Below are 6,386 nucleotides of genomic sequence, written 5' to 3' on the forward strand. Positions count from 1 at the left end.
CTCTAAACCTATCTGTTTTCTGCTTTCTTCAAGGCTTTCAAAGAGCCTTTCAGAAAGCATTCAACAGAATTCCAATGCTCGAATAGCTTATCCCAACCTCTAAATAGCTGATGAAGCAATATCATTAATAGCTCTATCTCCTGGGTGTAAAATCTTACTTTCCCGATTTATCTGATGTGTGTTTGCGGTGTTAGTAATAGAGGGTGATTCAGACTTTTCGGGAAAGGTTACATCTATATCTTCAATTGGTTGGTCAATGACATCAATAAGTTCTCTTACATCCTCAGTCAAAAACCAAACGCTCCTCTTGCTTTGCTTTGTCTCTGTAAGAATTCGATGTGATACCAAATCTTCACATACTCGTCTTACAGTAGTATTTGGATGACCAATAACTGTTACTAGTCCCTTCAGATCCATTTCTCCGTTCTCGCATATACTCCAAATAACTCTTCTCCTAAGTTCCGGCATCGAAGATAATCCAACTTCATGAGCCAGTTCCCAAGCTTCTTGGACATTACATCCAATAAGAATTGAACCCTTGAAAAGACTCATCAATGCTTGGGCAAATCTTGGAGAAGCTTCTATATGATGAATGTGTGTAATTTCTCTCTTATAACCATCTCTCTCTATCGTACTTCTAGCACAGGTAACCAAGGAAGCGAGTAATGCAATTCGCTCTCGAATGAAATCGTCGACTTCAGGTTCATATTTGAATTCAAGAACATGATCTACTAGAGTCTTCGTCATATTCCTAAGAGTATTTCTGACGAGACTCTTTTTGCATTCTCTACTCAAAACCATTCTGGCCTGTTCAATCGAAGTCGCTAAATCGGTTTTGATTCTGAACATTGTGAAGCGTTCACCCATTGAACTCATTGCTTCATGTTGAGAGTCGATCTTCTGAGTTACCGCCCCGATGAAGCCGATCTTGCCTTCCCAGACGGTATGCCATCCCCCATCTGTTCCAAATGCTCTTCTCATGCGACCGTCATAGATATCTCTAAGAGCTGCAAAACTTTCTAATCGAGTTTCATTGTTCATTGAAAGAACACTAGTAAAATCCTTACATATGAGAATCCCAAAATCACCAATTTCCTTGAGAAGACCGCCTTTTGCATTTTTCGCAACCTCTCTCTTAGGAGTTCCAGAAAGCAATGCTGCTTTTGTAAAAGTACCAATCTCAAAAACATCATTGAGATCCCGAAGCATATTTAGTATTTCTGTTTTACCACTTGAAGGAGAAGAGACAATTAGAAGCCATACAGGAGCACCTTCAAGGTAATTCCCTATGAACGTAGCTAAAACGATTCTCAGTGTAAGCGGATCATTCAAGTACACCCATTTGGAGAATTTCACCTCAAGGTTAAGTAAGTATTCCCTTGATTGCTCATAGATTGAAGCCTTTGATGCAATAGACACACCTGGATTTGTATATAAGCTTATTAGTATGCTCCCTTCTTAGTCGGGAGATCTTCGTATTGTTGAAGAGCATCCTCTCTATTCCAATCAAGCAAGATCTGTACAAAATTGAACAGAGTTTCAGAAGTTTCACGTGCATCTTCCTCGGAAAGTTGTTTTAAGGAACGAACCTGCCAGAAATGAAGTGCATTCATAGTAGTCTTTTCTTTGCTGGACATTTGAGAACCATCCCTCGTATATACACTTCAGAATGGCTCTGATAGCTATGCTTATTCATTATATTCTTGCTTCAACGCTCCCATGGCGGGAATCGCTTTTACTTCATTGATTTCATTTACCGAAATCAGGAACCTGTAATTTCGTCCATACTCAATGTTGACTTCTCTCTTATTCTTGCTCGTTACCCTCGCTTTTATAACAATCTTTCCATAGCCATATTTCGCACAATCCAATAGACATTCAAGCATCTTCTCTGAACATTCCAGGTACTGCTTGTTCTTACTGTCTATGTGCATAGGTATCGCAATTCATTTATGTACAGTACCCACTGAACACATGAGGTAAAAAAACTCATCATGTTCGCTTTCCATTTCTCAACGACATGTGAATTTCCTTAACTTGCTCCGTAAGCATGGAAATCTCTTCATCTTCTGTCTCATCAAGGAGTTTTCCATATTCATCAGCGATAAGTATTTGTAAGCAGGGCAAAACAAGTACATCCATAATACTTTTCTGTTTAAGACCAATGAATGATTCTGCTAACAGTTTTGGGATTTCAGGATGATCACTGAGAAGATCTGAAAGTGAATGAGTAGGTCTTCTGGCTAATCTAGCAAGCTTAATGGGATCTTCATTTAGTTCCTGAGCAAGGTGAGTAATAAGAAAGATGTTAGAAGGAGGAGGGAGCTTCCCCTGCTCGATTTGAGAAAGATAAGAAGGACTAATGCCGACTCTTCTTGCGAGCTCGCGAAGGCTCATATCACCTTCACGATGGCGAAGCTCCCTTATTCGAATACCGAAATCGGGTTTGAATTCCATTAGAGTCAAAGCAAAATCCTTTCTGACATCTTTCTCTGTTCAGTATCTACTGAACACATATTCTCTTGTCAAGTGCGGAATACAGCATTGACTTAGACTATAGTTATGTTACAGAATCTGAGTAACACGACATTTAATGGATGTACAGTTCATGAGTACTAAGTGAATGAAGTAATCGAAGGAGGAACTCAAATAGGCTCATCAAGGAAACCTAGAATTATTAGGTATGGTGAGAAGAATGTGTTACGCCTTGAGGAAGAATTTTTTGAGAAATATCCGTGTGAATCATACACAGAACAATGGATTAGAAATCATCCGGAATGGACTAAAGCTGCAGCAGCCTTGGTTGAATCTCTGCATAAAAGAGAGGTTTCGAGAACACAATCAGCTACAAAGAAGGCTCATCTTGTGTTAACTGCATCTTTTGTTGCATTAGGCGTTATTGGATGGATTATAGCCACATTCCTTGGTGGTATATTCCCAATTGAAGTTACTTCAGTGTCTTTGTGGCAAGGTGTTATTACGCCAATTATTAGCTTAGCATCAGCAAGTCTAGCAGCAGTGTTTCTGATATATGCAATTTGGTGGGCTCTAGATGCTCTTAAACCAATAGTGTTTTCTGACATTAAAATAGAGAATGCTCTTCGACTAAAGAACAAAAAAAGTACGAACCAAGATGAAAAAGAAAAGAATCTGGATGAATCTTTTGATTTGCGGGAGTTCTGCACAAGAAGAATTTATCTTGATTGGCAGTGTATCTATGTAAGAGAGAGCTTAAATGAGAGTCTACTTCTTTCCTTTTCACGGGCTTGGCATCGTCTAGCCTTTGGAATAACTTTGCTATTATGTTCATGGTTAAGTGGATTAATATCTAGAATGTGAGGATAGAATGACTGCGAAGAAAACAAACTCAAGTAATGAAGCTTCGATGGAAACTTCATCAAGTGATACTTCAACTTCAGAAACAGCATCATCAACTAGTGATTCTCCAGAACCCATTGCTAGTATAGCACCCATTGATAGGCATGGAAGAATTGTTACTGCAAGTGTGAAAACCAATGAAAATTCCACTAAAGTAATATTTGCTGTAAGAAAATCTGAAGAAAACTCTAATTCATCAGATAAAGAATAATACTTCTGCCTCAAAGGCTCAGTATTCATTCGATAGCAAAATGTAAGGATAGTAAGTGTCAATACTTATTGTAGAACTTCTAGATTGCGGTATTGTCTTTGGTGCTGATCAAAATGTTGACATTCCCAATCAAGATGATCCAAATAAAGAAATAAAAATATTCAAGTGGCCCCGGGAAGATGTTCTGTTTGGGTATGTTGGAGTTGCAAGATTGGGGGGATTAGACATAAAAAAATGGTTAGATAGCCAACTTTCACAATTTACAAACAGAATGAGATTATCAGAAATAGCAGAGCATCTAAGGGATCAAATCGAGAAGCAATATTTAGAGGATAATTATTCTACTAATCCACCACTTATTGTTCATCTAGGAGGTTATGAATATTCAGAGTGGGGTTATATTCCTCAGATATGGCATATAGCTAATGTGAAAAGGCTTGGTAGATTCAATTACCTTGAGTTTACGAGAGAATTCTACTGTGTGGATGGTTTCGCTGTAGAAATGAGGAAAAGAGAAGTATCGGATTTAGAAATACAGGATTATCTTTGTGTACTAGCTAAGCAATTCAATCCATTTTGGTTTCATCAGGGCTTTGACTATATGGCCTTTAATATACTTGAACAAGCAGTCAAGCAAGCATATAAAGGTCTATGCTCAGTACATCCTGATTCTGATTTTGTATTACCCCGGAATATTGAAGATTGGGAGAAACAAGTCCGATTTTCAATTCTCATGTATGGAGCGTATTTTCAGGCATATAAACCAAGAAATGAACAATACGTCGGAGGTGAAGCTGATACTCTTGCAATACCATGGCCAAAATTCAAGTAATTTGAGTTCTTTAGCAGATTACAAAGCATAACTATTAATTCATATAAGGAAGGGGCAGACAATGGGTGAATGGGCTGATTATTGTATAGTTGCAATTAGATATGGAAATTCACGCAAAGAAATTTCACATCTTAAGGTGAGAAGAGATCTCTCTAGTCATTTTGGATCTCCTGAAACTTGGACAAAGGAAGAGACTAGAATAAAGATCACAGACTTCTTCAGGGATATAATTACCATGACTTATGATGGTGAAAATTGGAATAAAGGAGCAAAGGTTCAAGCTGTAAGAATTGATAATAACTATTATCTCCGAACAAATGCGAATAGTATCAAGGAAGATAACCTTGGAGAACTTCCTGAATTCTAAAAGAAGAGGGTTCAGTTCCTATTGAGATTATGTAGAGTAAAATAGTCTGGAAAAACATGTCAGAAGTTCCTAATAAAACTGAATCAAGGGCAAACTGGTCGCTGGGAATGTCCATACTAGCATTAGTAGTGTCAATAATAGCTGGGATTTACTTTCCATATTTTCTGGAAGATCGCGAACTTTCTTTACTAACATCCGGTTTTAGTTATATCACTCACACAACTATAGAGAATGATAGCACAATAACGAATATTCTTGCCTGCGATCTCACATTTACTAATAATGGTAATCGAACAGAAGTTGTCCTAAGTACGAAGTTTGTCTTACCTTTTTTCCTTAACTTTTGTGAGTTCGCTGGATTTTACTGGAATGTGCAGTACCAGCAGGTCCAGTTACCTCCGTTTTCTATCAAACCTGGAGAAAAACTGGTATTTAGACTAGAGCAACTCATTGATGATAATGCTATTCTTGGGCCATCCATCAATAATCCAGGCTATACTGGATTTGGCTTTAATCTGGCAAATAGGATAATTGCGCTTGAAGTTTTACTGGTCGGGCAATATGGAGTACCCCAATTTAACGTAATTCCAATTGCAGGGGCATTCCTCAATCCAAACACTTCGAATTTATCTTGGAGACTATTTTCGAGTTTTGATGATTTCTACAGTTATGGTGGTGTGACGCTTACTAGAAATCTACTTGATACAGAACACTTCGCATGGGAATATTTCCCTAAACGAGATGCTCCATATATTCAAAATAACACTCTTGTACATTAGCACTAGATAATTTGTATGGATTACATCGTGAAATAACTATTTCATCTCGAGATGCGTCAACTAGCGTACTAGTTGTTAAAGCGTCCACTACGGTCCACTATCTCATCATTCTAGAACCCTAATTTCAACATTGGTACAAGTTCGGAAAGTGTCCAATACCGGGTACCAAAGAAAACGGAGCGGCGGGAACCACCTCTCCGGTTTTCTTTAATGCGCTGTGGATTCGGACTTCAGATCGCAGATCTGACTGGTGAGTTTATCCTGAGCGAGTGAAACGAGTCGAAGGGAATCCCGTCGGGGGTAGACGTACAAACTCATCAAACTGGAGTGTATTCAAGAGATAACCTTTATTGGATGTTCGAACTCATTACTTAACTCGAATGAAATGCTACCAATTCTCATATGATTGATGCCCTCGTTGCCATAATCAGTGAAAAGACGAAGTCTATCCCCAGCAGTTGCAGGAGTACAACCAGCTTCCATCCAATCATCTCTATTCATCGAAACAAGCTCAGATGCCATTTTTTTAGAAACAAGGAATTTTGATGCATCAGGATTCTTGTCCATTAAATCATTTAACTGTGCAAAAAAAGCATTTGCTGGTGTCTTGTACTGTTGAGACATTGTTTTTCCTTTCTGTTCAGTGATATTTTCAATGACTATTACAATAGAATATACCCGATACCCGTTTCTAAGGAAAAAGTTCTAAGAGTGTCTACTACGGGGTACCATATTCCAGAATTTTCGAAATTCTCCGAAAATGACGGCTCTACACCATTAACAGGGGCACCTATCCAATTTAAGCACATAAGGCTCTGA

Annotated in this window: 9 protein-coding genes; 5 read left to right on the forward strand and 4 right to left on the reverse strand. The window is 38.3% G+C overall.

Features of this window, described 5'->3' with window-relative positions; all coding sequences use genetic code 11:
* Nucleotides 1–99: 99 nt before the first annotated feature.
* From K8S15_10425 to K8S15_10435, 3 genes are all read right to left on the reverse strand, one after another.
* On the reverse strand, nucleotides 100–1,419 hold the full coding sequence (locus K8S15_10425; GenBank protein MCD4776446.1) for a hypothetical protein: 1,320 nt from the start codon (nucleotides 1,417–1,419) through the stop codon (nucleotides 100–102).
* Nucleotides 1,420–1,442: 23 nt separating this feature from the next.
* On the reverse strand, nucleotides 1,443–1,637 hold the full coding sequence (locus tag K8S15_10430; protein ID MCD4776447.1) for a hypothetical protein: 195 nt from the start codon (nucleotides 1,635–1,637) through the stop codon (nucleotides 1,443–1,445).
* Nucleotides 1,638–1,992: 355 nt separating this feature from the next.
* Nucleotides 1,993–2,466, reverse strand: coding sequence for a helix-turn-helix domain-containing protein (locus K8S15_10435; protein MCD4776448.1), 474 nt, complete (start codon nucleotides 2,464–2,466; stop codon nucleotides 1,993–1,995).
* Nucleotides 2,467–2,619: 153 nt separating this feature from the next.
* Here K8S15_10435 and K8S15_10440 point away from each other — a divergent pair, with 153 nt between their 5' ends.
* The 5 genes from K8S15_10440 to K8S15_10460 all read left to right on the forward strand — a co-directional run bounded on the left by K8S15_10440 (nucleotide 2,620) and on the right by K8S15_10460 (nucleotide 5,567).
* Nucleotides 2,620–3,339 (forward strand): hypothetical protein, encoded by a 720-nt coding sequence (locus tag K8S15_10440; protein MCD4776449.1) that lies wholly within the window; start codon nucleotides 2,620–2,622, stop codon nucleotides 3,337–3,339.
* A 7-nt stretch (nucleotides 3,340–3,346) separates the two neighbouring features.
* Nucleotides 3,347–3,589 (forward strand): hypothetical protein, encoded by a 243-nt coding sequence (locus K8S15_10445; protein MCD4776450.1) that lies wholly within the window; start codon nucleotides 3,347–3,349, stop codon nucleotides 3,587–3,589.
* Between the two features lie 55 nt (nucleotides 3,590–3,644).
* Nucleotides 3,645–4,421, forward strand: a complete 777-nt coding sequence (locus K8S15_10450; protein ID MCD4776451.1) for a hypothetical protein — start codon at nucleotides 3,645–3,647, stop codon at nucleotides 4,419–4,421.
* Between the two features lie 61 nt (nucleotides 4,422–4,482).
* Entirely contained in the window at nucleotides 4,483–4,788 is a 306-nt protein-coding gene (locus K8S15_10455; protein MCD4776452.1) for a DUF3892 domain-containing protein, read from the forward strand.
* 56 nt (nucleotides 4,789–4,844) lie between these two features.
* On the forward strand, nucleotides 4,845–5,567 hold the full coding sequence (locus K8S15_10460) for a hypothetical protein (GenBank protein ID MCD4776453.1): 723 nt from the start codon (nucleotides 4,845–4,847) through the stop codon (nucleotides 5,565–5,567).
* 333 nt (nucleotides 5,568–5,900) lie between these two features.
* Here the strand turns inward: K8S15_10460 and K8S15_10465 are convergent, their stop codons facing one another.
* Nucleotides 5,901–6,191, reverse strand: a complete 291-nt coding sequence (locus K8S15_10465) for a hypothetical protein (protein MCD4776454.1) — start codon at nucleotides 6,189–6,191, stop codon at nucleotides 5,901–5,903.
* Between the last annotated feature and the right edge of the window lie 195 nt (nucleotides 6,192–6,386).

The sequence above is a fragment of the Candidatus Aegiribacteria sp. genome (assembly GCA_021108005.1).
Lineage (GTDB): Bacteria > Fermentibacterota > Fermentibacteria > Fermentibacterales > JCC-6 > Aegiribacteria.

Bases quoted from the DNA above. Each gene is read 5' to 3' on its own strand.
- K8S15_10430 (MCD4776447.1), bottom strand. From the start codon at position 1,637: ATGTCCAGCAAAGAAAAGACTACTATGAATGCACTTCATTTCTGGCAG.
- K8S15_10445 (MCD4776450.1), top strand. From the start codon at position 3,347: ATGACTGCGAAGAAAACAAACTCAAGTAATGAAGCTTCGATGGAAACT.
- K8S15_10455 (MCD4776452.1), top strand. From the start codon at position 4,483: ATGGGTGAATGGGCTGATTATTGTATAGTTGCAATTAGATATGGAAAT.
- K8S15_10460 (MCD4776453.1), top strand. From the start codon at position 4,845: ATGTCAGAAGTTCCTAATAAAACTGAATCAAGGGCAAACTGGTCGCTG.
- K8S15_10465 (MCD4776454.1), bottom strand. From the start codon at position 6,191: ATGTCTCAACAGTACAAGACACCAGCAAATGCTTTTTTTGCACAGTTA.